We start from the raw sequence: 23861 nt of genomic DNA, 5'->3' as shown, positions 1-23861 counted from the left end.
CGCGCGCGGGACTCAGCTGTAGGTCGTGTGGCGTGACCGGGCCACCTCCCGCAGCTTCGCGCGGAGGTGTTCCCGGGTGCTCCCGTGGGTTTTGATCCGGTGGCAGTTCGGGCACAGCGCGATCATCTGCTCCGGGTGATCGCGTCCGCCCAGCGCCAGATCCTCGATGTGGTCGACGTCGAGGAGCGGTTTGCCGCTGTCGGTCACGTCCTCGGGTTGTCCGGTGCAGCCGGGGTTTTCGCATCGGCCCGCACTGCGTAACCGCACGGCTTCCCGGGCACAGGCCGAGCGGAACGGGCTGGTCGTGGTCCGGGTCGTGCGCTTGCCCGAGTTCACCGGCTCGCCGCGCTCGACGACCCGGCACAACCGCGCGTATTCGGTTGCCATTCCGGTTCGCGTGGAGTCGATCAGGCCCGTGTCGGTCAGCAGTTCGTCGTGCGGTTCGTTGTCGAGGTAGGTGTCGAAGATCTGGTCGATGGCGGCGGCCTGTGCCGATTCCGAGTCTCGGAGCAGTTCGTATATCGGCAGGGGGAGTCCGCCGCGTGGCTGGTTCCGGTTGAACCAGGGTTCCGGCTCGGCGCCCCCGTGCGCGGTGGGAACCGGGGGTTCGTGGTCGCGCAGTTCCCAGATCCCGGCCCGATGCAGTGCCGCGATGGGGCGATCCGGTCGCGGCTTCTCGCCGTGCTTCCGGAGCAGTTCTTTCAGGGTGGCCTGGGTTTCGGGCCAGGGGAGTAGCCGTTCGGCGCCGCGCCGGGCTCGGCCGATCGCCCACAACAGGACTACCGGTTGGAAGAGCGCGCTCTTTCCCGCTCGCCGGTACCGCTGCATCGTGTCGATCCGGCTCAGCAGGTCATCGAGCGTGGTCGCCGGTTCGGTCATGTTCACACGATAGAGCGATATGCCGACAAGACCGGTCGGTTTGACGGATGGCTTGGTTGCTCTTCGTGACGACAGTGGAGGCGTCCGCACGTCGTACGAGGAGAGAAACCGATGACGGAGTTGAATCGCCGGGGAGTGCTGGGTGGGCTGGGTGCCGGGCTCGCCGGGTCCCCGCCCGCTTTCCGGATCGCCTGCTCGACCGCCTCGCCGAGACGCTCCCAGCGGCCGCAGAACCCAAGTACGGGCGCCTCGGCATCGCGTTCAACAACGCCGGGATCGAGCGCGGCAAACCGCGCGGACTGGGGCGACCTTCCCGCAGCCGCCCGGCTAGGCCCGCCGCCAGGCGGCCGCCCCGGCCAGCACCACGACCCCGGCCCCGCCGAGCACCCAGGAGATCCACGTCGGCGCCCCGAGGCCGACGAGGATTCCGGACACCCCGAACGACGAATGCCAGAGCGACTCGGTGAGCGCCGAACCGAATCCCTGCACCAGCAGGAGCACGCCCACGATCCACAGTGCGGTCCGCATGATTCCCTCCCCGGGTTGTGATGCGCTTGCATCGGAACGTTAGCACGGTACCGATGCAAGCGCATCACAACGGGGTACGATGACCGGTATGCCACGGCAGGTAGACCACGACGCCCGGCGGCAGCGGATCGCCGACGCCGTCTGCGAACTCATCGCCGAGCGGGGGATCGAGGCGGCCACCCTGCGCGACGTCGCCGACCGCGCGGGCGTCTCGATGGGCGCGGTCCAGCGCAGTTTCCCCAAGGACGGCATGCTCCGCTTCGCCCTCGAGCACATCATCGCCCGGACGACCGAACGCGCCCGGTCCCGCATCGACGGTTCGGACCACGCACGGGACCTGCTCCGGATCACCGTGCACGAGATGACGCTCGCCGAAAGCCCGGCGGAGGCCCGCGTCTGGCTGACCTTCGTGGCGCAGGCCGGGGTCCGCGACGAGTTCGCGGCCGTCCTGCGCGAGCAGCACGCCAAAGCCCTCGAACTCCTCGAGTGGCTGATCGCCTACGGCCAGCACGCCGGGCACATCCGCGCGGAGATCGACCCCGCGCCCGAGGCCCGGGCCCTCCAGGCGATGGCCGACGGCCTCACCCAGCACGTCGTGCTCGGGCACACCACACCCGCCGAAGCGCGGGCCCTGATCGACCGCGCCACCAGCGGGTTCTGGCCCTAGACCGCCAGCGCCAGGTACTTGACGTCCAGGTACTCGTCGATGCCCTCGGCGCCACCCTCGCGACCGAACCCCGAGGACTTCACCCCGCCGAACGGCGCCGCCGCGTTCGACACCAGCCCGGTGTTCAACCCGGCCATCCCGGTCCGCAGCCGCTCGCCGACCCGGATCGCGCGGTCGAGATCCCGGGTGAACACGTAAGCCACCAGGCCGAACTCGGTGTCGTGCGCGAGCCGCAACGCCTCGTCTTCGTCGGCGAACGTGGTGATCGGCGCGACCGGTCCGAACACCTCCTCGTGCAGGATGCGGGCCGAGGAGGGCACGTCCGCCAGCACGGTCGGCGGGTAGAAGAAACCCTTGCCCTCCCACTGCTGCCCGGACGTGGTGACCTTCGCGCCCCGGTCGGTCGCGTCGGCGACCAGTTCGACGACCTTGTCCCGCTGCTCGATGCTGATCAGCGGCCCGACCTGCACGCCGTCCTCGGTGCCGTGGCCCATCTTCAGCGCGTCCAGTTCGGCGGTGAGCCGGCGCGTGAACTCCTCGGCGACCGATTCGTGCACGTGGAACCGATTCGCCGCGACGCAGGATTCGCCGTTGTTGCGCATCTTCGCGGTCACCGCGCCCCGCACCGCGGCGTCCAGATCGGCGTCGGGGAAGACCAGGAACGGCGCGTTCCCACCGAGTTCCATCGACGTGCGTTGCAGGTTCGGCGCGCACTGCTCGACCAGTTTGCGGCCCACCTCGGTGGACCCGGTGAAGGACAGCTTGCGCACGCGGAAGTCGCCGAGCACCGGGTCGACCACCCGGCTCGCCGACGTGCTCGGCACGACACCCAGCACCCCGTCCGGCAGCCCGGCCTCGGCGAGCAGCGCGGCCAGGTTCAGCATCGACAGCGGCGTGAGCTGCGCGGGTTTGACGATCATCGTGCAGCCCGCGGCGATCGCCGGGCCGATCTTGCGGGTGCCCATGGCGAGCGGGAAGTTCCACGGCGTGACCAGCAGGCACGGGCCGACCGGTTGCTTAGTGACGATGGTGCGGCCGCCCCCGGCGGGGCTCGGCGTGTACCGGCCGTCGATGCGCACGGCTTCCTCGGAAAACCACCGGAAGAACTCGGCCGCATAAGTCACTTCGGCCCGGGATTCGGTGAGGCTCTTGCCCATCTCCAGGGTCATCAGGCGGGCGAGGTCGTCGGCGCGGTCGGTCATCAGCTGCCACGCGCGCCGCAGGATCTCCCCGCGTTCCCGGGGTGGCGTCGCCGCCCACGAATCCTGGGCCGCGACCGCCGCCTCCACCGCGGCTTCGGCGTCGGCGGCCTGGCCGTCGGCGACTTCGCACAGCCACTCCTCGCTGCCCGGGTCGTGCACGCCGAACGTGGTGGCGTCGGCCGAATCCCACCAGGAGCCGTTCCGGAAAACCTGCTTGGGTACGCGATCGATCAGGTCGTTCATCCCTCCCGGCTACCCGGCTCCGCGGATTCGCATTCCCGGGGCAGAGCACGCGATCGCCGCAGTGGCGAGAACACCAGGAATCCGGCGCTCGCGAACACCCCGGCCCCGGCCACCCACAGCGTGGCGCGCAGCCCGAGCGTCCCGGCCAGCACCCCGCCGAGCAGGCTGCCCAGCGGTACCGGCCCCAGCAGGAGGAACCGGATCGTCGCGTTCATCCGGCCCAGCAGGCGTTCCGGCGTGACGGCCTGCTGGAAACTCGCCGCCAGCACGCTCAGCACGATGATCCCGAAACTGGTGGCCAGGCCCGCGACGACGTACCAGGCGAGCGCCCACCCCGGGCCGGTGAGCGGAAAGAGCAGGTACGCCAGCCCGATCACGATCCCGGACACCCAGAGCCCGCGGGCCTGCCCCAGCCGCAGCCCGATCCACCGGGCGCACAGCGCGCCGAGCACCGCGCCGACCAGGGTGCTGGTGCTGAGCACGCCGATGATTCCGGGCGAAAGGTGGATCTCGCGCAGCAGGAAGACCACGTTGATCGCGATCTGCCCGGATTGGAAGAGGCTCAGCACCGCGGCATTCAGGCCGATCGCGCGCAGGATCGGATGCCCGAACACCAGCCGCAACCCTTCGCCGATCTCGCGCCACAGCCTCGGCCGTTCCGCCCGGACCGGGCGCGGGTCAGGAGTTCGGATGCGTCGAAGCCACCAGGCGGACCAGAGAAAACTCAGCGCGTTGACCGCGATCGCGGCCGGGCCGCCGAAGACCTGCACGAGGTACCCGGCGGGCGCCGGGGCGGCGACCGCGGCCATCGACCGGTTCGTCTCCAGCCGGGCGTTGGCTTCCAGGAGGTGTTCCCGGCCGACCAGCCGGGGCAGGTAACTCGGCCGCGCCACATCGAAGAACACGCTCAGCACCCCGGTCGTCGCGACCACCGCGAACAGTTGTCCGAGGGTGAGCACGCCGAACGCGGCCACCACCGGGACCGAGGCGAGCACGACCGTGCGGCCGAGATCGGCGGCGAGCAGGAGCGGACGGCAGCGCAGCCGGTCGCACCAGGCGCCCACCTGCAGGCCGATTACCAGGTACGCCAGGGTTTCCAGGGTGCGCAGCAACGACACCTGCAACGCCGAAGCGTGCAGGGTGGTGGCCGCCAGCAGCGGCAGGGCGAGGACCTGGATCCGGCTGCCGAACTGGCTCAGCGCGTCGGCGAGCCACAACTGCCGGAAGTCCCGGTGACGCAGCAACCCACCACGCCGAGCCTCGGTGATCACCCGACCCACCATGCCCGGGCTGAGCACGCGGCGGCAACTAAGTTGAGTCCTGCCAACTCAAGAAGAAACGCGACACGATAGGTGTGTTTGACACGCTCTGTAACGGTTCGTGCGATCAACGCGAGTACCCTGAAGAACGTCGGACCAGTGAAAGAACCGAGCCAGTACAGGGATGCGCGTGACAGTCTGTTAGTCGTGGGTCGAGCCCGGGGAGGTGTCGTCCATGGTCGAGCGGTGGCCCCGCACCGGGGTCGTCTCGGTCGGCGTCCTCGCCGGGTTCGTCGCCGGGCTTTCGGTCGCCGCCGCACTGGTCGCCGGGCGCACCCCGCCGCAGAACGCGGTCCCCGCGCGCGAAGTCGTCGCGCCGAACCCCAGCACGATCGTCCGCACGGTGCCCGGTCCGCCGCGGCCCGCCTCGACGATCACCGAGGTCGTCGTGGCACCTTCCCCGTCGGAACTGACGATCATCGAACGGCAGACCGTGACCCGGTCCGAAACGGTCACTCCGACCTCGGCCACCCCGAGTTCGACCTCCGCGGAACCGACTTCCAGCTCTACCGGCCAGTCGCCGTCCACCCGGTGCCGACCGCGCTGCTAGCTTCGCGGGGGTGTCGACGAGTACCGCATCGCCAGTGGAACCCGAAGCTCCCGCCCGATTCGCCGGGTCCGCCAAGACTTTCCGGCGCGCATTCCAGGATCTGGTGCGGGCCCTGCGGGCGCGCGAACTCTGGGGGCAGCTCGCCTGGCAGGACATCAAGCAGCGCTACCGCCGCTCGACCATCGGTCCGCTGTGGATCACCGTGGGCATGGGGGTCACCGCGCTGGCGCTCGGCGTGGTCAACTCCGCGTTGTTCGGCACGTCGATCGCCACGTTGCTGCCGAGCATCACCACCGGGCTGATCCTGTGGAACTTCATCAACGGCTGCATCGTGGAAGGCTCCGAGACGTTCATCGTGAACGAGGGCCTGATCAAGCAGTTGCCCGCGCCGATCACGACCTACGCCTTCCGCACGGTCTGGCGGCAGACCCTGTACTTCGCGCACAACATGGTCGTCTACGTGGTCGTGCTGCTCGTCTTCTTCGGCAGCGTCGACCATCCGTACAAGGTCATCGACCACCCGGACGCGCCGGTGCATCCGGGCCTGGGGTGGCCGATCCTGCTGGCGATCCCGGCGTTCGTGCTGATCATGCTCAACGGCACCTGGGTGGTGCTGCTGTTCGGCGTCGTCGCGACCCGGTTCCGGGACGTCCCGCCGGTCATCCAGAGCTTCATCACCATGCTCTTCTACGCGACCCCGATCATGTGGTCGATGGACCAGGTCATCGCCATGAACGCCAACAGCGGGCCCGGCTCGTGGGGCGTCACGGTGCTGAAGTTCAACCCGATCTACCACTTCGTGGAGATCCTCCGGGCGCCGCTGATCGGCCAGATGCAGAGCTGGGTGCACTGGGTGGTGGCGGGCGGCGTCACCGTGGTCGGCTGGGCGCTGGCGCTGCTCGTGCTGCGCAACTACCGGTCGCGGATTTCCTACTGGGTCTGAACGCGTACCTCGCTGGCCCCGCGGAACGGGGCGAGTGATTCGGCTTCGCCGACGAGTTCGTTCGCGTCCAGTTCGCCGAACGCCTCGACGGTCAAGGTCAGCCGCTTGCCCTGTTTCCGCGGCCGCCAGAGCCCGGCGATCTCGCCGTCGCGCAGCACGACGCCGGGGTTGCCGACGATGCGCCACACGCGTTCGCGGAGCTGCCGATCGGCGACGAGCGATTCCCGGTCGCGGGTCGCCAGGTACGGGTCGTACGGCGGCAGCAGGCGGATTCCCTTGGCGCGTGGTGGTTCCGGGCGGTCTCCGGCGAGGGTCCAGGCGGTGCGATCGCGGTAGCGGACCTCGGCCGGATCCACGAGTTCCCAGGACTCGCGGGCGAACCGCGGCGAGACCCCGGACCATTCCGCGAATTCGCCCGGGGTCGACGGCCCGTGGCAGCGCAGGTACCGCCGGACCAGCTCCGCCCGCGGTTCTTCCTTGGGTGGCAACGGTTTCCCGAGCCACTGCTCGGTCAACGCGAATCTCGCCGGGTTCTCCGAAACGAAACACACCGTGCCGTGCAGCCCGGCGACGTACAACGCGAACCGCACCAGGCTCTGGCCGTAGGTGTTCTTCCCCAGTCCGTCGGGTTCGTTCCACTTCCCGGGTTTCCGGACCCGCACCTGATCGGCGAGCGCGACACCCAGTTCGTCCTTGGTGAGTTCCCGCCCGTCGAGGACCTCGGGCAGCGCTTCGAGCGTGCGTTCGACCGCTTCGCTCGCGGTCAGCCCCAGCGCGTCCAGGTGCTCGGCCGCGCCGCGGATGAAATGCAGCGTGGATTCCTCGTCGCAAGGCTTGAGCCCAGTGGTGAACACGGCCGCGTCCGCGGTCGGCACCACGTGCGGCGCACCCCGCACGCTCCACACCTGGATGAGCGATTTGTCTTCGTGCAGGGCTTTTTTCACCACATCGGGGGAAAGATCCCGCACGCGCGCGTGCAGTGCCTGGCCCGCCGACCCCGGCGGGGTGTGCTGCACGCCGATCGCCCCGGCCGCGGCGAGGAGGTCGTCCCCGCGTTCGGCCAGCCCGTGCCCGGCGAGCCGGAACCGCACGGCTTCGTCCACGGTGACCATGCCCAGCACGCTAGTGCAACCACTCGCGGGTGTCGTGCCGTCTGTAGGGCATGCGTGCTTTCCCCGCGATCGGCCTGCTCTTCCTCGCCACCGCCTGCGGCGCCCCGGCGGGAGCGGGCGACGGTCACCCGTGCACCGAGATCGGCACGCCGGTGGGAATCTCGATCGACATCGCGGCGCCGCTGGCCGACCGGGCGCGCGCGGTGAACGTGACGGTGTGCTGGGCGGGCTCCTGCCAGGCGCCGCGGGTGGACCTGTTCCCGTCCAGCGAGGCCGGCCAGTCCGGCTGCGCGGGCGAGGTGTGCTCGGCACAGGCCCGGCCGACCGGCGCGAAACACGGCTTCGCCGATGTCCCCGGCCTCCCCGCGTCGCCGGTGCGGGTGACCCTCGCCCTGGTTTCCGAAAGCGGCAGCACTTTCTCCGAACGGGTCCTCGAGGTCACCCCGGCGCTGGCCTACCCGAACGGCCCGGACTGCGGCGCGGGCGGCCCGCAAGCGGGGCTGACGGTCGCCCCGGACGGAACGGTGACCCAGCGCCGCTGAGGGGCGGAAGCGGGATGTCGACAAGTTCGCGGTCGCCTTCTGACGGGGGATCGTGAGTGTTGCGGCCGGTTCTAACCGGTCTGTCCACTCACGACCCCAGCGCACGGCAAGCTGCCGTGCGCTTGGTCGCCGGAACGGCTCACCTGGGGCCTGGAGTCCTCGCCCGAAATGGTGAACCTGCGCCGCTGAGCCAGGCGGTTTCGCAGGCGAGGCAGGTCGGATCGAACCAGTGCCCGCCGAGTTCGAGGATGTCGGTGCGGCGAACGGTCACCTCGGCCCCGCACAGCGCGCGGAAACTACCGCCCGGCGGCGGGGTGAGCCCCACCATCGCGTGTCGCTTCCCTTCGGCCTGCTGCCAGTGCAACATCCCTACCTCCCCGCGTGTCGCTTGGAACAGAGCGTAAGCGTTCTTACACTCAACGCAAGCTCGTTGCAGCAACGAGACGGGGAGGGGTGCTCAATGCCGCGAAAATCGCCTGGTGCCAAGGCCAGGGGGCTCGGTGCGCAGTTGCGGGTATGCCGGGAAAACGCCGGGTTGAACCTGCGTGAGGCCGCCGAAGCGCTCGACTGGGACAAGTCCACTCTGTCCCGTCTGGAGACCGGCAAGCGCAACATGACCGTGGAAGAGGTCGCGCAGATGCTGGGTGTCTACCGCGTGCGCGGAGATCTGAGCAGGGAGATCCTCGCGATCGCCAGAACCATGGACGAACCAGGCTGGTGGGACCAGGGAATGCACGGCCTGCCAAAGGAATCCGCGACTCTTGCCGACTACGAGTCCGAGGCGATCCGGATTACCAACTGGGCGCCGCTGCTGATCCCCGGTCTGCTGCAGACTCTGGACTATTCACGGGCATGGATGCTCGCCGACGGCATCGCGCCGAGCGGTGTCGAATTGCGACTCACCGCGCGGCTTCGCCGTCAGCACATACTCACCACCGGGAAGGTGCGCTATGTCGCCTTCATCGGTGAGCCTGCCCTGTACACCCCGGTTGGAGATGCGGCGATCTCGGCGAGTCAACTGGCCGCGATCCGGGAAATCGGCGCGCGGCCCAATGTCGCGGTGCGGGTGGTGCCTACTGGAGTCGGCCCGCACCGCGGACAACTCGGCTCGTTCAGCACGCTGGAGTTCCACTCCGCACCGCCGGTGGTCCACGTTGAACTCGCCCGGTCCGGTGTGTTCATGGATGAGGACAAGCACACCGCCCCTTATCTCGATCTCTTGCCCTACTTCGCGCGTGTTGCACTGAGTGAGACAGAATCGGCCCGACTGATCACTCGGATCCAGGCGAGGTGGAGTGCCCATGTCGGACCAAATGGGCTGGAGAAAATCCAGTTATAGCGGGTCGACGTCCGACTGCGTCGAGGTTGCGGTCGGTCGCACGGTCGGCGTACGGGACACAAAGGACAGGGATGGGGGCACGCTGATCCTGTCTCGCGAGGTGTGGTCCGCGGTCCTCTCGGCGCTGAAGTCCTAGTCGGGTCGTGAGTGGTTAGGCCGGTTAGAACCGGCCTAACCACTCACGACCTAGCCGATGTCGCGCTGGCGGAAGCGGGCCAGGCCTGCGGCCAGGGCCACGATCGCGATACCGGTCAGCCAGAGCAGCGGGGTCGCGGTGAACTCCGCGCTGGGCAGCTGCGGGATGTGCGTGAACGGCGAGATGTTCAGCACCGCCTGGGAGACCTGGGCGACCGGGCCGAATACCTTGAGCAGCACGAAGAACGCGGCCACCGCCCAGGCGGCCGTCGCGAACTTCGGCAGGAACGCGAACAGCAGCACCGAGGCGGCGACGACCACCCACGCCGCGGGCAGCTGGGCCAGGGAAGCGCCGAGCACGGCGGGCACCTGACCGCTCACGTCGCTGATCCGCAGCCCGTGCAGCAGCCCCATCGCGAGCCCGGCGACCGCCATCAGCACCGCGGTGCCGAGCAGGGCGAACACCAGGTGGCTCCCCGCCCAGCGCAGCCGCCCGACCCGGGTGGCCAGCAGCGGCTCGACCCGCAGCGCGACCTCCTCCGAGCGCATCCGCAGGGTCGCCTGCACCGCGTACATCGTCGCGACCGCACCGACCATGCCGGTCATCGCGGCGAGGAAGGCGTCCTCAATACCGGAGGCGCCGCCCATCCGCTCGAGCATCTGCCGCGTCTGCTCGCTGTCGCCCACCACGTCACCGATCCCGGCGACGAGCGAACCGAGCATCGCGCCCATCAGGGCGAACCCGATGCCCCAGCCGATCAGCGCACCGCGGTGCAGCCGCCAGGCCAGCGCGAACGGGCTGCGCAGGGTCTCCGCCGCGGCGGCCGGGCCCGGCCGGGCCGGGTAGAGGCCCATGCCGATGTCCCGGCGCGGCAGCAGCGCGTACCCGATCCCGCCGAGCACGACCGCGGCCGCCAGCAACAGCAGCAGCACCCACCAGCGTTCCTGCGCGAACGGCCGCACCTGGGTGCCCCAGCCGATCGGGGAGAGCCAGGACAGCCAGTCGATGTCCTTGGCCGAGTCGCCGACCGCGCGGAACAGGAACGTCACGCCGAGCACCGCGGTGGCGATGCCGTTGGCCGTGCGGGAGTACTCGGCGAGCTGTGCGGCGATCGCGGCCACCCCGGTGAACACCCAGCCCACCAGCGCGGTCCCGAGCCCGAAGGCCAGCGCCCCGGACGCGGGCAGCTTGGCGCCCGCCATCCCGGCCGTGATCAGCAGGCCGGTCACCAGGGACGCGGCGCCGGACACCAGCACGGCGGCGGTCAGCGGCGCGTACCGCCCGAGGACCGTGGACGACAGCAGTTCCTGGCGCCCGGTGTCCTCCTCCTGCCGGGTGTGCCTGGTGACGGTGAAGACGCAGGCCAGCGCGAGGAACAGCGGGATCAGCGTGCCGTAGCGCCAGGTGGTCCAGCCGCCCGCGGTGGACAGGTCGAACGGCGGCCCGTAGAGCAGGCTCAGCGACGGGTTCGCGCCGGCGCCCGCGGTCAGCGAGGCGCGTTCGGCGGGTGTCTTGTACAGCTCTTCGTACGCGTTCGCGCCCGCCGACGGGATCAGGCCGATGAGCAGGACCCAGATCGGCAGGATGATCCGGTCCCGGCGCAGCGCCAGGCGGGTCATCTGCCAGGTGCCGAGCAGGGGATGTGGCGACTCGCTCGGCGCGTGGTGCGTTGTCCGGGGGCGGTCGAGGGTGGTGGTCATTTCGTTGCCGCCGCGTGTTTGGAGTTGGTCGCTTCGGTGGTGTAGTGGCGCAGGAAGAGCTCTTCCAGCGTCGGGGGCTGGCTGGTCAGGCTGCGCACGCCGACCTTGGTGAGCTGCTTGAGCGCGTCGTCCAGCGAATGCGTTTCGACGTCGAAGTGCACCCGGTTGCCCTCGACCCGGAGGTCGTGCACGTTGTCCAAAGTAGACAAACCGTTGGGCGGTCCGGCCAGTTCGGCGGAGATCGAGGTGCGGGTCAGGTGGCGGAGTTCGGCGAGCGTGCCGGTCTCCACGTTGTGCCCGTTGCGGATGATGCTCACCCGGTCGCACAGCGACTCGACCTCGGCGAGGATGTGGCTGGAGAGCAGCACCGTGCGGCCCTGTTCGCGCTCCTCCTGGATCGCGTACTGGAAGGTGGCCTCCATCAGCGGGTCCAGGCCCGAGGTCGGCTCGTCCAGGATCAACAGGTCCACATTGGACGCGAGCGCGGCCACGATGGCGACCTTCTGCCGGTTGCCCTTGGAATAGGTGCGCCCCTTCTTCTTGGGGTCGAGGTCGAAGCGCTCGATGAGCTCGGCGCGCCGGCGCTTGTCGAGTCCCCCGCGAAGCCTGCCGAGCAGGTCGATGACCTCGCCGCCGGAAAGGTTGGGCCAGAGGTTCACGTCCCCCGGGACGTAAGCGAGCCGGCGGTGCAGGGCCGCGGCGTCCTTCCACGGGTCGCCGCCGAGCAGCCGGACGGTGCCCTTGTCCGCGCGAAGCAGGCCGAGCAGGACCCGGACGGTGGTCGACTTGCCGGCGCCGTTCGGGCCGAGGAAGCCGTGCACCTCGCCGGTCGCGACGGACAGGTCGAGGTCGTCGAGGGCCTTTGTCCGGCCGAACGACTTGTGCAGGCCGGAGATGGAGATGGCGTTGTCCATGCGAGTGAAGGTACACTCTTTTCACAAAGTTGTGAAGTTAAGAAACGGTATGGATCGAGTGATCGCTCCGACCGCATGAGAGAGGATGGGACTCATGTCGAGCAGACCGCAATCGCAACGTGATCCCGACACGCGACGTGACGAGGAGGCTGTCCGCCGCTACATCGAGAGCTTCGCGCTGGTGCTGATCAAGATCGGCCTCCAGCGGATGGCGGCGAGGGTGTTCGCGGCGCTCATGGTCACCGACAGCGGGCGGCTGACCGCCGCGGAACTGGCGGAACGGCTCTCGGTCAGCCCGGCGGCGATCTCCGGCGCCGTGCGCTACCTGGAGCAGGTGGGCATGGTCGCGAAGGAACGCGAGCCGGGTGAACGGCGTGACCACTACCGCCTCTACGACGACCTCTGGTATGCGACCTTCCAGAAACGGGACCGCGCCATGGAGATCTGGCACGGCACCGCCGTCGAGGGCATCGAGGCCGTGGGTGCCGATACCCCGGCTGGTCGTCGGCTGGCGGAGATGGCCGACTACCTGGAGTTCATGATCAAGGAGTTGCCGCTGCTCTTCGAGCGGTGGCACGAGCAGCACCTCGAACGCGAGAAGCGCGCCGGATGAGCCCTACGCCCCGGTGAGCAGCGTGTGCACCAGGGAGGTGGCCAGCGCGTCCAGTTCGGCATCGGTGGGCGGTTCGGCCGCGAACGAGGCCAGGAACGCCTGCTGGAAGCAGGCTCCGAGCAGCAGTGCGGCGGCGTCCGGGTGCACGTGCCGGTCGACGCGGCCCAGTTTCTGCTCCGCGCGTAAGTAACGCGCTAATCCGTCCTGCGGGTGGTGCGGCCCGGCGCCGCGCTCGATCAGGCGTGCGCGGTGTGCCTCGAGGAGTCGCTGGGACGAGTACAGCGACGCGGCGATCGACACGCTCTCGCGGTAGAAGTCGAGCGCGGTGCGGGCCAGGCGGATCAGGTTCACCCGGACCGTGCGCCGGCCCGCACTCCGCTCGAGTTCGTCCAAAGTGGACCCGAGTGCGGGCATGTTCTCGCTGATGACGGCCAGGAAGATCTCGGTCTTGTCCGGGAAGTGCTTGTACAGCGCGGCCTCGGAGTATCCGGCGGCGCGGGCGATCTCCTTGGTGGTCGCCCGCGCGTAGCCCTCGGTGCGCATGATCCGCGCGGCCGCTTCGAGGATTTCCTCCCGGGTGCCCATGGCGCTCCTCACTAACCAAGGAGGACCACTCATGAAGGTGACGGTTTTCGGCGCGATCGGGGAGACGGGCGGCCACCTGGTGCGCCGGGCGCTGGCCGCGGGCCACCAGGTGACCGCGGACGTCTTCGATCCGGCGGCGATCGAATCCGCGGTGAGCGGCCGGGACGCGGTGATCTCGACGTTGGGCACCCGCGACCGGAACCCCACCACCCTGCGCCGGGACGCCACGCGCTCGCTCATCACCGCGATGCGGGCGGCCGGTGCGGACCGGCTGGTCGTGGTGAGCGCGAGCGGGTTCCACTTCGAAGGGGACGGGCTGCTGGTGCGGGCGGGCTTCAAACCGCTGCTCGGCCGGTTGCTGCGCAATATGTTCGAGGACATGCGGGAGATGAGGCGCGGGTGACCGGCAGCGGGCTGAACTGGACGATCGTGTGCCCGCCGCGGCTGAACAGCGGGCCGCGCACCAGGCGGATCCGGAGCCGGGTGGGTGCGAACGTGCGGGGCAGCTACCGCCTCGGGCGTGCCGACCTCGCCGATTTCCTGCTCCGCGCGGCGGCCGATGACGTCCTGGCCCGCGCGACCGTTTCCGTCGCCGCCGCCTGACCCCGCTCCGGGGCGCCCGAAAGCGCGCGCGCTTTCGGGCCGGTCCCGAATCGCGGCGCGCCCGGGAGCGCGACACGCCGGGGGAGAGCGGATCTGAGGACTACGGGGCGGAGGGGACTGGGCCGGTCGGGTGCCGCGGTATGTCGGCCGGTCGGGGGTGCCGCGATTACGCCACACCGGTGCTGAACAGCGCTTTTAGGTCGCTTCGTGGTCACACTCCGCTAACCCTGGGCTGGCAAACGGATGATGAGTCCAAATTTATGCCAAAAAGTTTGACGCGGTGTGTATCTGCGGGCGGTGTTACTGCGTCATATGGGGCGATGACTACTTCCACCCCTTCCACCCCCGACCGGGAGGATGCATGAGCCCCGACCATCCCTGCGTGGCGGAGATCGCGGCTGTCCGCGATTCGCTCGCCACACTGGGCGATCCGTGGCGGGCCGGTGAGACGCGGCTGAGCAGGCTGCCCACCGACTCCCGCGCGATCCGGCTCGGGGTGCCGGCACCGGACGCGGACGAGACCACGGCCCGGGCGGGGCAGCCCGGGCGGATGGCCGAGGCCGCGCTGGCGACGGCGGGGAAGCCGGTCACCGCCGCGATGGCCCCGACGCCGAACCTGCCCGAACGGTTCGACCTGCGGGACCTGAACGGGCGCAACTACGTCACCCCGGTCAAGGATCAGGGTGAGTGTGGTTCGTGCAGCGCATTCGCCGCGGTCGCCGTGCTGGAGGGCACGGCGGCATACACCAGGAGTGCGCCGCGCCTGAACCTCGACCTGTCCGAAGCGCACCTGTTCTTCGGGCACGCCGCGGCACGGGAGTACACGAGCCAGACCGGTTCGTGGCCGGACGAGCTGTTCGACGACACCAGGTCGCCGGGCGTCACGTTCGAGGACTGCTTCCCGTACCGCGAAGACGGTTCCGGCACGCCGCACCGCGACTGGCCGAACCGGGTGGCGAAATCGGTGGGCGTCGTCGACCTCACCGGGGATCCCGCAGCGATCAAGCACCATCTCTACGGGTACGGGCCGGTGGCCACGTGCCTGGTCATCTACAACGATCTCTTCCACTACACCGGCGGCGTCTACCGAGCCACCACCGAGGAGACCAGCGGCGGCCACTGCGTCGCCCTGGTCGGGTGGGACGACACCGCTGGGTGCTGGATCGCGAAGAACTCCTGGGGGCCCGAGTGGGGCGAGGACGGTTACTTCCGGATCGCTTACGGCGAGGCCTATCTCGAGGACTACCCGGCCGCCAGGCCGACCACGCTCGGCTGCACGGGCGTGCACCTGCGTGCCTGGCTGCCCGCGCAGCGTGCGCTCCGGCTGTTCGCGTCGGCCTATGACGCGCACGGCTGGGCGTATCTGGAACACCTGGGGTGGACGCGTCTCTCCGGCGGACCGCACGGCAGGACGAACAACCTCGCGACGCTGACCGCCGCCCGGGCACGGGGGCGCCCGGTTTCCCCGTTCGTCGACGACGAACTCGGCATGGTCCAGCTCGCGAACTGAATCCGGCATACAGCGCAGACAGCAGGGGAGAGACCCGATGACCACCAGCAAACTGAGCGAGGACGACCCGAACACCACCTCGGAGAAACCGGCGGAGGAGAACCCGGCCGTCGCGCCGCCACCCGTCCCGGTCACGCCGACGGGCTGGGAAGGCAACAGCGTGCCGCCGAACGCCTCGCCGTCCGTGCCGGTCGGCTGGGAGGGCAACGCGGAGCCGCCGTGGCGCCACGCCACGCCGCCGCCGAACTCCCACCCGGCCGTGCCGACCGGCTGGGAAGGCAACAGCGTCCCGCCGAACGCGAAGCCGATCGTCCCGACCGGGTGGGAGGGCAACAGCGTCCCGCCGAACGCGAAGCCGATCGTGCCCACCGGGTGGGAGGGCAACAGCGTGCCGCCCAGCGCGAAGCCGATCGTCCCGACCGGCTGGGAGGGCAACAGCGCTCCGCCGAACGCGAAGCCGATCGTCCCGACCGGGTGGGAAGGCAACGGCGCGCCGCCGCCCGAAGGCCACCCGGCCACCAACGGCTGGACCTACCAGCGGGCGATCACGCACCTGTGGTCCTACAGCACCACGCCCGGCATCTGGGCGTACGTGCACGGAACGGGCTGGAAGCGGCTTTCGCCGGCGTCCGAGTCCGGCCACAGCCACCTGATCACGCTCGCGCTGGTGGCCAAGAACAACCGCGTCCTCGTCGACTTCCACGAGGACGCGCAGGGACAGATCGACCAGCTGGTCGTCTGATCCGTTCCAGACAGGTGGTGGCCGGCAGTCGAGGGGGCCGCCGGCCACCACCGCCCTCGCGAGCTCGGTAAGGGGAGAGACCGTGGCGAAGATCCGGCTTGCGCAGGCCGATGCGGGGGCTACGCGGGAACTGCGCACGGGGGATGCCGTGGAACTCCGGCTTCCGGAGATCCCGGCGTCCGGCTACCGCTGGCGCTGGCGACTGCCCGAAGGGGTGCGGGTCGTCGCCGACGAATACGCCGGCGGAGCGGAAGGACCACCCGGGGAGGGGTCATCGGGGGCGGGACCCCCTGGGGAGGGTGGGGTTCGCCGGCTGGCGCTCGACATCGTCGGCGCCGGCCGGCACCTTCTGCGGGCCGAACTGGTCCGCCCGTGGCAGGACGCGCCGCGGCGGACGCTCACGTTCGTTCTGCACGCGAGCAATTCGGACTAGGCCAAAAGAGTGAAGCTATGTATCTGAAGGCGGACCGGCTGCACCCTTGTTCCAAGGGGCTCGTGATACTTCCAGCACCGACTTGAGGAGACGAAACCCGAAACGGGGCGGATGCGGTGACGGACGTGCGAACCGCCGAGGCGGACCCGCCATGGGAGGGCCTGCGCGGCGCGGAGTTGTACGCGGCATGCATGCATGCGGCACGAGAGGGTAATCGGCAGGCCATGAACCGACTGGTCGCCGAGCTCACGCCGCTGGTGTGGCACGTCGCGCGGGGGAACGGATTGGACCAGCACACCGCCGAGGACGTGGTGCAGACGGTCTGGCTGGCGCTGTTCAGCCACCTCGACCAGCTCAACGAGCCGAGGGCGCTGGCCGGCTGGCTGATCACCACGGCCCGCCGGGAGTCGCAGCGCACGTTCGGGCGCAAACCGGCGCCGGTGCCGCTCACCGACGAGATGGCCGAGACCGTCCCGGGCACCCAGCCGGCGCCGGAGGCCGAGGTGCTGCGCGCCGATCGGGATCGCCAGCTCTGGAACGCCTTCGAAAAACTGCCGCAGAAATGCCAGGAGCTGCTGCGGCTGACCGTCTTGGCCGGGCGCGCCGAGTACCGCCTGGTCGCCGATGCGATGCATATGCCACAGGGCAGCATCGGACCGACCAGGGGCCGCTGCCTGAAGACGATGCGACAACTGCTGGACATCGAAGGGGGCAGCGCATGAGTGAGAACAAGCCGGTGGGGGAGGGGATCTTCCCCGATGATGCGACGCTGCTCGCGGAGCTCGATCGGCTGGTCGAGACGGTCGATCCGCCACCGGACGACCTGGTCGAACGCATCCAGTTCGCGATGGCGCTGGAGAACCTGGACGTCGAGGTCGCGCGCTGGGAACGCGCGGACTCGCTGGCCGGGGTGCGCGGGGGCGATCAGGGCACGATCACGTTCACCGTCAGCGATCTCACCGTGATGATCAACCTGACCAAGATCGGTTCGAACCACCGCATCGACGGCTGGCTGGTGCCGGCGGGGTGCTACGGGGTGGAGGTCCGGGTCGCCGAGCACGGGTCGTCCACGACCACGGCCGACGAGGGCGGGCGGTTCGTGCTGGACAGCGTTCCGCGCGGAACCACGCAGATCGTGGTCCATTTGGGCGCGCCCTCTTGCCGCCGAACGGTCGTGACTCCGACTGTTGTGCTGTAGAACAACACATTCGGTGACCCGATTCGCCCTGCCTGCGGAGTGATCACGGCAGCGGGTGTGCTCCCATTAGGCGCGTGCCCGCCCTGTCTGGATCGACGTCTTCCCTGTCGCGGGGCCAGGACGTCAGCCGTGTGATCGCGGCCGCCACGGAACTGCACGCACGTGCCATGAAGGCCGCGAACAACATGCATTCCGGGCAGGCCGCCGGGCTGCTGAGCCGGGCGCTGCGCGAACTCGACGCGGCGGGCGAGGCCACCGAAGACTGGCTGCGGACCCGGACGCGGGTGCTCATCACCCTCGCCCTGGCGGTGGCCGAAAGCGGTTCGACCGCAAGGGGTTTGGCGCATCTGGACGCCGCCGAGGAGACGCTGGGGCGCCTCCCGGCCGGAACCCAGCAGGCCACCCTGCGCGCGGTGGCCGGGCTGCAGCGCGCGGTCCTGCTCTTCCGGGTCAGCCGCTCGGCCGAGGCGCTGGCGCTGTTCGACGCGATCCTCCCGGTCGTCGAACGCGAGGTCAGCGACGGCGGGCTGCTGCTCACCCGCAATCTGATGAACCGCGCGCAGTTGCACGCGAACATGAACAACTCCGAGGCCGCCGCGCGCGACTTCCGGCGCAGCATCGACCTGGCCACCCGGTACGGGCTGACCCGGCTGGAGGGCAAGGCCCGGCACGGCCTCGGCGATCTGGCCCAGCTGACCGGCGACATCCCCGAAGCGCTGCGGCACTACGAGGAGGCCGCGCGGATCCTGGAAGCCGCCGCGCCCGGCTGGCTGACCCGGGTCCGGCTGGACCAGGCCCGGGCGTTGCTGGTGGCCGGGCTCGCCGAAGAGGCCGCGCGGCACCTGGACGAGGTGCTGCCCGAACTTCGCCGGATGCGGGTCAACCAGGATCTCGCCGAGGCCGAGGTGGCCCGGGCCGCCGCCGCGCTCCTGGACGGTGACCACGTCCTGGCCCGGCGGCTCGCGGCCGCCGCCCACCGCCGGTTCCTGCGGCGCGGCAACGCCCCGTGGGCCGAGGTCGCCGCGCTGACCCGGCTGCGGGCCGACGCGCTCGCCGAACTTCGCCCGGGCACCCGGCCGAAGTCCCGGTTGCCCGCCGAGTTCGTCCGGCTCGCCGGGCGATTGGCCGAACTCGGGCTGCGCGACGAGGCCGCGGTCGCCCGGCTGCTCGCCGTCCGGCTGCGGCTGCACCGGGGCGCGGTCGCCGAGGCCGAAACCCTGCTCGCCCAGGTGCCGAAACCGCGGCGGACCACCCCGGTGGACCACAAGATGCTGCTGCGGCTGTGCCGCGCCGAACTGGCCGTGGCCACCGGACGGCACCGGTCGGCGCTCGCGCAGGCGCGCGCCGGGCTGGTCGAACTGGGCCGCGTCCGCGACCGCATGGGTGGTCTGGACCTGCTCTGCGGCACCGCGGTGCACGGGGAGGAGCTCGGCCAGCTCGCGGTCGGGCTGGTGCTCGGCAAGGCGCGGGGGCAGGCCGACGCGCGGCGGTTGTTCGCCTGGCAGGAGCGCACGCGGGCCCAGGTGTACCGGTACGAACCGCTGCCCGCGATCGAGGACCAGGTGCTCGCGCGGCACCTCACCGAGATGCGGCACGTCCAGCGGACCGTGCAGCAGAACCGGCTGATCGGCAAACCGGTCGCCGGCCTGGAGCACCGGTACGTGTGGCTGCAGCGCGAGGCGAGCCGCCTCGGCTGGCACACCAGCCCGTGGGGCCGGCCGCGGCCGGTGTGTTCACCGGACGAGGTGGCCGCGCGGCTCGGCGACCGGACGCTGGTGAGCCTGGCCGGGCACGGCGACTCGCTGGCCGCCGTGGTGGTCCGGGACGGCCGGTTCCGGCTGGTGCGGCTCGGGCCGCTGGCCGAGGTCGTGGAGGTCACCAAGCAGCTGCACGCCGATCTGGACGCGCTCGCGCCGGACCACCTGTCCGAGGTCCTGGTGAACGCGGTGACCGCGTCGGCGCGGCGGCGCGCGAACCTGCTGGACGAGCTTCTTGTCCGACCGCTCGCCAACGCGCTGGGCGACGGCGAGCTGGTGATCGTCCCGATCGGACCGCTGTACGCGTTGCCCTGGGCGGCGCTGCCGTCGCTGCGCGGGCGGCCGATCTCGGTCACCCCGTCGGCGACCGCGTGGGTGGCCGCGTCCTCCCGGCCGTACCCGGAGGAGACCTCGGGGCCGGTGGTGCTGGTCGGCGGGCCGGGAGTGCCCGGGGCGATCGGTGAGGTGCGGCAGCTGCGGTCGGTGTACCCGGAGGCGACGCTGGTCGACGGGCAGCAGGCGACGAGCGGCGAGGTGCTGTCGGCGCTGGAGGGTTCGCGGCTGGCGCATCTGGTGGCGCACGGGACGCACGAACCGGCGAACGCGTTGTTCTCGCGGCTCGACCTGGTCGACGGGCCGTTGTTCGCGCACGAGACCGCGCGGTTGAACAAGCCGCCGGAACGGGTCGTGCTCGCCGCCTGCGAGCTGGCGATGAGCCACATCCGGCCGGGGGAGGAGGCGCTCGGGTTCGCCGGGACGTTGCTCGCGAGCGGATCGCGGTCGGTGGTGGGCGCGGTGGCCCGGGTCGGCGACTACGCCGCCGCGGAGGCCATGTCGGATCTGCACCGGCAGCTCGCGTCCGGGGTTTCCCCGGCGTTCGCCCTGGCCGAGGCGACCGCGGTCGACCCGCTGCGCCGCCCCTTCCTCTGCCTCGGCTCCGGCTGACCCGGTCAGCCGAGGAAGTCGGTGAGGGGGACCGGGGTGAGCCCGGCGCGCTTGGCCTCGTCGACGAACGCGGTGTAGTCCTGCGCGAACGTCTTGCGGAAGTGCATCAGCACGATGTCCCCCGCGCGCAGCTTGTCCCCCTCCTGGAACTGCACGTGCCCGTCGTTCACCGCGGCCGTCCAGAGCACCGCGGCGCGCATCCCGCAGGCGGCCGCGGCCTGCAGCGTGTTCGCGTCGTAGGTGCCGAACGGCGGCCGGAACAGCGTGGGGCGCTTGCCGAACTCCCGCTGGAAGGAATCCGCGTCGTCGCAGATCTCCTTGTGCTGGAAGGCGTACGGCTTGCCGCGCAGGTTGGGGTGGCTCACCGTGTGGTCGCCGATCGTGGCGCCGGTGGCGTCCACGATCTGCTTGAAGTAGTCCTCGTGTCCCTGGACGTAACGCTGGTTGAGGAACAGCACCGGGCGGGTGCCGGACTCCTTGATCAGGCGGAGCGCGTCCGGGTCCTTGACTTGGCCGTCGTCGATGGTGATGAACACGTACGGCTTGTCGGTGGCGATCCGCCGCACCACGGGGATCTTGCCGTCGGTGATCGGCGGCGCCTGCTGCTGCACTTCACCGAAACGGTACGGCGGCGGGAAAATCGGGGCCGGGGGCGCGGCGCCGGGCGCCGGGTTCGATTGGGCGGGTTCGGGGGCGGGCGGGTTCGACGAGCACGCGACCAGCGCCAGCGCGGCCAGCAGGGCGCACGCGAGCGCGCCGGATCTTGTCCATTGTGTCATGTCGTGTCCCCTTTTTGCCTTGTGACGCAAAGGTTTCCAGGTCTTGTGGACCCGTCGAGGGGACGTGATCATGAGACGCCGGGTTGTCCGGCGCGTCTGTGTCCTATCGCACCTCGCCGCGCTCGGCCGCGCGCACGAGTTGCGCCGAGAGCAGTTTGATTACCGCGTGCAGGATCCGGAGCGTTACAGCTCCGGTGCCCGGTATCCGCTCCCGGAAGGTCCCGCTCCAGCGCAAATCCGTGCCGCCCTCCCCGGTTGGGGTGAAGATCACTTCGGCGCGGTAGTCGCGCACCGGCGCCGGCGGTCCGGCGAACGTGTAGACGTGCCGGCGGTCCTGTTCGTACTCGAGCGTCTGCTCGCGCATCAGCAGCGGCCACAGCCCGACCTTGCGGATCGCCCCGATCCCGCCGGGCGCCGGATCGCCCTGGCGTTCCCAGCCGGACTGGACGACCAGCGGCCGCGCCCAGCTCGACCAGCGCGCGCCGTCGGTCTCCAGCGCGAACAGCGCGGACGGTGGCGCGCTGCTCGTCCGGTTGACCTCGAACGAGAACTTCTTGTCCGGCATCGGAAACCCTCCCGGTTTCGGTTATTGGCTCAACGACAACTGGGTGTCGCGGGTTACGTGCGTCAAGATGTGGGAGTGCCCCGTCCCGACTTCGCCGCACCACACTGGCTCGTCCAGTTGCTGCGCAGCAAGCCGGAGCCGGTGCCCTGGTCGCGGATGGTCCGCGCGCCGATCGCGCTCGCGCTGCCGCTGGCCGTGGGTTTCGCGCTCGGCGACCTCCGCCTCGGCGCGCTGGTGTCCACCGGCGCGCTGCCGACCGTGCTGTCCGAGGCGGCGGGGCCGTACCGCTACCGCGCGCGGAGGCTCGGCGGCGCGACCGCGGCCGCCGCGGTCGGGTACCTGATCGGGCTGCTCGCCGGCGGCAACCCGGCCGTCTCGATCCCGGCCGTGGTCGGGGTCGCCGCGGTGTCCGCGGTGATCAGCGCGGCCGGGAGCAACGCCTCGGTGGCGGGCCTGCAGTTCTTCGTCTTCTGCGTGCTCGGCACCGGCCAGCACGCGGCCGGGGTGCGGCTGGACCTCGCGCTGGGGTGCTTCCTGGCCGGTGCGGCGTGGAGCCTGTCGGTGGCGCTGCTCGGCTGGACCGTGCGCGCCACCAGCCCGGAACGGACCGCGGTCGCGCACGTGTTCATCGAGCTGGCCGGGATGCTGTCCGCGCCGGACGAACCGACCTCCCGCGCCGCGCGGCACCAGCTGACCACCGCGATGAACACCGCCTACGACCGGCTGCTCACCGCGCGTTCCTGGCTGTCCGGCCGGGACGAGGCGTACCGGCGCCTGCTGAACCTGCTGTCCGCGAGCACGCCCGCGGTCGAAGCCTCGGTGGCCCTGGTCAACGCGGGCCGCCGGGCGCCGGAGGAGGCGGTCGAGTACGTGGTCTCGGTGGCCACCGCGGTGCTCGCCGAGCACCCCTTGCCCGCCGCGCCCGAGGGCCCCGAGGAGTTCGCGCCGCTCTACGCCGGGCTGGCGCGGATCCGGGCCGGGGCGGACCGCAAGCGCCGGGAACCGGAGCCGCTGCGCGTGCGGCTGCGCGAATGGGCGGGTTCGCTGGCCGGGCCGCTGACCTGGGTCGCCGCGCTGCGGCTGAGCCTGTGCGTGCTGCTGGCCGAACTGGTGAGCCTGGTGGTGCCGCTGGAGCGGTCGTACTGGATCACGCTGACCGTCGGGATCGTGCTGAAACCGGATTTCGGCTCGGTGTTCGGCCGCGCGGTGCTGCGCGGCATCGGCACGGTCGCCGGGGTGGGCATCGGCGCCGCGGTGCTGGGCCTCGATCCGCACGGCTGGGTGCTGGTCGCGCTGATCGCCGGGTTCGCCGCCGGGGTGGCCGTCGGCAAGGTGCGCAACTACGGGATCCTCAGCGCGTTCGTCACCCCGCTGATCATCCTGCAGACCGATCTGGCCAGCCACGGCGACTGGGCCGTGGTGCTCGCGCGGCTGGTGGACACCGTGCTGGGCTGCGCGATCGTGCTGGTCTTCGGTTACCTGCTCTGGCCGGGCAGCCGGCGGCCGCGGGTCGGCGGGCGGCTCGCCGACGGGCTGGACACGGTCGCCGGGTACGTGCGGCGGGCGCTCGTCCCGGGCGAGTCCGGCCCGGACCGGGCCGAGCGGTCGCGGGCGCGGCGGCGGGCCTACCGGGCGCTGGCCGATCTGCGGACCGCGTTCCAGCAGGTGGTGGTCGAACCGTCCGCGGCGGGACGGCAGGCGACCGCGTGGTGGCCGGTGATCGTCGCGCTGGAACGGGTGGCCGACGCGGTGACCGAGGTGGTGGTGACCGTCGAGCACGGCGCGCCGCCGCCCGCCGCCGGGGACGTCGATCTGCTCGTCGCCGCGCTCGGCGAGCTGGCCGCCTCGGTGCGGGAGCAGCGGGAGCCGGAGAGCGTTCCGCTGCCGGAGACCGAGCAGTTGTCCGGGGTCGTCGACCAGCTCGCCTCGGCGTTCGACGCGGTGCGCGGCCCTGACCTGGCCGACTGGTCGCCGCGGCGGCTTGTGCGGCGGTTCCTGCCGTCACCTCGGCGGACGACCTGAGTTGCGGTCCGCGTGGACTCGGGTTTCATAGTGGG

At 70.7% G+C, this 23861-nt stretch carries 26 protein-coding genes and 1 pseudogene; 16 read left to right on the top strand and 11 right to left on the bottom strand.

The genetic code is table 11. From position 1 onward, the window contains the following. Window positions 1-12: 12 nt before the first annotated feature. Together FXO23_RS19115 and FXO23_RS19110 are read right to left on the bottom strand one after the other, a co-directional pair. Window positions 13-879, bottom strand: a complete 867-nt coding sequence (locus FXO23_RS19115; RefSeq protein ID WP_158886702.1) for an HNH endonuclease signature motif containing protein — start codon at window positions 877-879, stop codon at window positions 13-15. Window positions 880-1206: 327 nt separating this feature from the next. Then, window positions 1207-1407, bottom strand: a complete 201-nt coding sequence (locus FXO23_RS19110; RefSeq protein ID WP_158886701.1) for a hypothetical protein — start codon at window positions 1405-1407, stop codon at window positions 1207-1209. Window positions 1408-1495: 88 nt separating this feature from the next. Here FXO23_RS19110 and FXO23_RS19105 point away from each other — a divergent pair, with 88 nt between their 5' ends. Then, window positions 1496-2074: a TetR/AcrR family transcriptional regulator gene (locus FXO23_RS19105; protein WP_158886700.1), complete on the top strand. Its 579-nt coding sequence runs from the start codon at window positions 1496-1498 to the stop codon at window positions 2072-2074. On the opposite strand, the gene FXO23_RS19100 is transcribed toward FXO23_RS19105, so the two are convergent. Together FXO23_RS19100 and FXO23_RS19095 are read right to left on the bottom strand one after the other, a co-directional pair. Further along, window positions 2071-3519, bottom strand: a complete 1449-nt coding sequence (locus FXO23_RS19100; protein ID WP_158886699.1) for an NAD-dependent succinate-semialdehyde dehydrogenase — start codon at window positions 3517-3519, stop codon at window positions 2071-2073. The two genes, FXO23_RS19105 and FXO23_RS19100, sit on opposite strands and share 4 nt — an antisense overlap. Continuing rightward, entirely contained in the window at window positions 3516-4790 is a 1275-nt protein-coding gene (locus FXO23_RS19095; protein ID WP_246257524.1) for an MFS transporter, read from the bottom strand. The genes FXO23_RS19100 and FXO23_RS19095 overlap by 4 nt, the downstream gene beginning before the upstream one ends. A gap of 223 nt (window positions 4791-5013) precedes the next feature. Here FXO23_RS19095 and FXO23_RS19090 point away from each other — a divergent pair, with 223 nt between their 5' ends. Both FXO23_RS19090 and wzm read left to right on the top strand, forming a co-directional pair. Further along, window positions 5014-5388: a hypothetical protein gene (locus tag FXO23_RS19090; protein WP_158886697.1), complete on the top strand. Its 375-nt coding sequence runs from the start codon at window positions 5014-5016 to the stop codon at window positions 5386-5388. A 34-nt stretch (window positions 5389-5422) separates the two neighbouring features. Then, the gene (wzm, locus tag FXO23_RS19085; protein WP_158886696.1) at window positions 5423-6331 is read left to right on the top strand and encodes a galactan export ABC transporter permease subunit Wzm/RfbD; all 909 of its coding nucleotides are present in this window, start codon (window positions 5423-5425) and stop codon (window positions 6329-6331) included. Here the strand turns inward: wzm and FXO23_RS19080 are convergent. Next, a complete protein-coding gene (locus FXO23_RS19080; RefSeq protein WP_158886695.1) occupies window positions 6319-7443 on the bottom strand; it encodes a winged helix DNA-binding domain-containing protein in 1125 nt (374 codons plus the stop codon). The genes wzm and FXO23_RS19080 overlap by 13 nt on opposite strands. Window positions 7444-7493: 50 nt before the next feature. On the opposite strand from FXO23_RS19080, the gene FXO23_RS19075 reads away from it, so the two are divergent. Continuing rightward, the gene (locus FXO23_RS19075) at window positions 7494-7985 is read left to right on the top strand and encodes a hypothetical protein (protein WP_158886694.1); all 492 of its coding nucleotides are present in this window, start codon (window positions 7494-7496) and stop codon (window positions 7983-7985) included. Between the two features lie 139 nt (window positions 7986-8124). Here FXO23_RS19075 and FXO23_RS19070 read toward each other — a convergent pair whose 3' ends face one another. Beyond that, entirely contained in the window at window positions 8125-8352 is a 228-nt protein-coding gene (locus tag FXO23_RS19070; RefSeq protein WP_158886693.1) for an HC3 family zinc finger protein, read from the bottom strand. Between the two features lie 93 nt (window positions 8353-8445). Between FXO23_RS19070 and FXO23_RS19065 the strand changes: the two genes are divergently transcribed. Then, window positions 8446-9324, top strand: a complete 879-nt coding sequence (locus FXO23_RS19065; protein ID WP_281356555.1) for a helix-turn-helix domain-containing protein — start codon at window positions 8446-8448, stop codon at window positions 9322-9324. After that, a complete protein-coding gene (locus FXO23_RS19060; RefSeq protein WP_158886691.1) occupies window positions 9287-9460 on the top strand; it encodes a DUF397 domain-containing protein in 174 nt (57 codons plus the stop codon). The genes FXO23_RS19065 and FXO23_RS19060 overlap by 38 nt, the downstream gene beginning before the upstream one ends. Window positions 9461-9510: 50 nt before the next feature. Here FXO23_RS19060 and FXO23_RS19055 read toward each other — a convergent pair whose 3' ends face one another. Together FXO23_RS19055 and FXO23_RS19050 are read right to left on the bottom strand one after the other, a co-directional pair. Further along, window positions 9511-11160 (bottom strand): ABC transporter permease, encoded by a 1650-nt coding sequence (locus tag FXO23_RS19055; protein WP_158886690.1) that lies wholly within the window; start codon window positions 11158-11160, stop codon window positions 9511-9513. Then, window positions 11157-12074, bottom strand: coding sequence for an ABC transporter ATP-binding protein (locus tag FXO23_RS19050; RefSeq protein ID WP_158886689.1), 918 nt, complete (start codon window positions 12072-12074; stop codon window positions 11157-11159). Before FXO23_RS19050 ends, FXO23_RS19055 begins: the two co-directional genes overlap by 4 nt. Before the next feature lie 94 nt (window positions 12075-12168). Here FXO23_RS19050 and FXO23_RS19045 point away from each other — a divergent pair, with 94 nt between their 5' ends. After that, window positions 12169-12687: a GbsR/MarR family transcriptional regulator gene (locus FXO23_RS19045; protein ID WP_158886688.1), complete on the top strand. Its 519-nt coding sequence runs from the start codon at window positions 12169-12171 to the stop codon at window positions 12685-12687. 3 nt (window positions 12688-12690) lie between these two features. Here the strand turns inward: FXO23_RS19045 and FXO23_RS19040 are convergent, their stop codons facing one another. Further along, entirely contained in the window at window positions 12691-13272 is a 582-nt protein-coding gene (locus FXO23_RS19040; RefSeq protein WP_158886687.1) for a TetR/AcrR family transcriptional regulator, read from the bottom strand. Between FXO23_RS19040 and FXO23_RS52510 the strand changes: the two are divergent. The 8 genes and pseudogenes from FXO23_RS52510 to FXO23_RS19005 all read left to right on the top strand — a co-directional run. Then, window positions 13229-13531 (top strand): annotated as a pseudogene (locus FXO23_RS52510) (NAD(P)-dependent oxidoreductase); the annotation flags it as partial. The gene FXO23_RS19040 and the pseudogene FXO23_RS52510 overlap by 44 nt on opposite strands. After that, entirely contained in the window at window positions 13417-13875 is a 459-nt protein-coding gene (locus FXO23_RS52505) for an NAD(P)H-binding protein (RefSeq protein ID WP_343034495.1), read from the top strand. The pseudogene FXO23_RS52510 and the gene FXO23_RS52505, both read left to right, overlap by 115 nt. Before the next feature lie 361 nt (window positions 13876-14236). Next, the gene (locus tag FXO23_RS19030) at window positions 14237-15385 is read left to right on the top strand and encodes a C1 family peptidase (RefSeq protein ID WP_158886686.1); all 1149 of its coding nucleotides are present in this window, start codon (window positions 14237-14239) and stop codon (window positions 15383-15385) included. 37 nt (window positions 15386-15422) lie between these two features. Continuing rightward, window positions 15423-16127, top strand: a complete 705-nt coding sequence (locus FXO23_RS19025) for a hypothetical protein (RefSeq protein WP_158886685.1) — start codon at window positions 15423-15425, stop codon at window positions 16125-16127. Between the two features lie 82 nt (window positions 16128-16209). Then, entirely contained in the window at window positions 16210-16560 is a 351-nt protein-coding gene (locus FXO23_RS19020; RefSeq protein WP_158886684.1) for a protease inhibitor I42 family protein, read from the top strand. A gap of 116 nt (window positions 16561-16676) precedes the next feature. Further along, a complete protein-coding gene (locus tag FXO23_RS19015; protein WP_158886683.1) occupies window positions 16677-17282 on the top strand; it encodes an RNA polymerase sigma factor in 606 nt (201 codons plus the stop codon). After that, window positions 17279-17758, top strand: a complete 480-nt coding sequence (locus FXO23_RS19010; protein WP_158886682.1) for a carboxypeptidase regulatory-like domain-containing protein — start codon at window positions 17279-17281, stop codon at window positions 17756-17758. The genes FXO23_RS19015 and FXO23_RS19010 overlap by 4 nt, the downstream gene beginning before the upstream one ends. Before the next feature lie 167 nt (window positions 17759-17925). Continuing rightward, window positions 17926-20460, top strand: a complete 2535-nt coding sequence (locus FXO23_RS19005) for a CHAT domain-containing protein (protein WP_158886795.1) — start codon at window positions 17926-17928, stop codon at window positions 20458-20460. Between the two features lie 5 nt (window positions 20461-20465). Here the strand turns inward: FXO23_RS19005 and FXO23_RS19000 are convergent, their stop codons facing one another. Together FXO23_RS19000 and FXO23_RS18995 are read right to left on the bottom strand one after the other, a co-directional pair. Then, complete coding sequence (locus FXO23_RS19000; RefSeq protein WP_158886681.1) at window positions 20466-21239, bottom strand: polysaccharide deacetylase family protein; 774 nt, start codon at window positions 21237-21239, stop codon at window positions 20466-20468. Window positions 21240-21342: 103 nt separating this feature from the next. Next, window positions 21343-21804, bottom strand: a complete 462-nt coding sequence (locus FXO23_RS18995) for an SRPBCC family protein (RefSeq protein ID WP_158886680.1) — start codon at window positions 21802-21804, stop codon at window positions 21343-21345. Window positions 21805-21873: 69 nt separating this feature from the next. Between FXO23_RS18995 and FXO23_RS18990 the strand changes: the two genes are divergently transcribed. Beyond that, window positions 21874-23826: an FUSC family protein gene (locus FXO23_RS18990; protein WP_158886794.1), complete on the top strand. Its 1953-nt coding sequence runs from the start codon at window positions 21874-21876 to the stop codon at window positions 23824-23826. Window positions 23827-23861 lie beyond the last annotated feature (35 nt).

Source organism: Amycolatopsis anabasis, from assembly GCF_009765355.1.
Classification (GTDB): domain Bacteria; phylum Actinomycetota; class Actinomycetes; order Mycobacteriales; family Pseudonocardiaceae; genus Amycolatopsis; species Amycolatopsis anabasis.
This window is presented reverse-complemented; position numbering and strand designations above follow the sequence as displayed.